At 63.6% G+C, this 750-nt stretch carries 1 pseudogene; it reads right to left on the bottom strand.

Going from position 1 to position 750, the window contains the following annotated elements:
• A pseudogene (locus tag A3728_RS23485) lies at window positions 1-338 on the bottom strand (outer membrane protein); the annotation flags it as partial.
• Window positions 339-750 lie beyond the last annotated feature (412 nt).

Genomic DNA, 750 nt, shown 5'->3' with positions numbered 1-750 from the left:
GCCACACCGCCGCCGAAATCGGCGTCTGACGTGTCATAGTCCACCTCGCCGCCCAGAACGAGCGTGCCGAAGTCATAATCGTAACCGGCGTGCACGCCGCCGATAGCGCCGTCGCCGCTCAGGTTACCGTCGATGTCGGCATAGCCCAGCTGACCACCGGCATAGAAACCGGTCCAGTCATTGGGGTCAGCAAAATCGACCGGCGCGGGCGGTGCGGTGACGATCGGGGGTTCGACGACCGTGGGCTGGAGGTCTCCAGCGATGGCGGCGGAACCAAGGGCGCTGCCGCCCAGAAGGGCCGCGGCCAGAAGTGTGGAATTTCTCGGTCTTGAAAACATGCTCGTACCTTTCCGGTCCTTTGTCGAATTCGTCTTGATATGTGACTTGATATGTCTTGCCATACCCCATGAACGCCCCAGCCCTACAAAGGTTTTCGCAGGTCACGCAAACGTGTTCGGTGACGTGGAACCTTTCCGCCACGGTGGCGAAATGTCGCAAACTGAACAGGTGTCGCAAACGGAGCAGACGCGCGCCCTGTCGCCACCCATCCTGCGAGCCAACCGGTTTGCAGGGATGACCCGGATGAAGGACGAACTTTGCATCATCGCACGCGTCAGCCGCACCATCGGCGCCCTGCGCGGGCGTGCGGCCCGGGGGGCACCGGCGGCCTGAACCCCCCGTCGCCGCCCTGACCCTCCATCCGATCCGGAACCCAAGATGACAGACCAGACCCCCCACCGCACCGGAGGC

It is taken from the genome of Sulfitobacter sp. HI0040 (assembly GCF_001634885.1).
Classification (GTDB): Bacteria; Pseudomonadota; Alphaproteobacteria; order Rhodobacterales; family Rhodobacteraceae; genus Sulfitobacter.
This window is presented reverse-complemented; position numbering and strand designations above follow the sequence as displayed.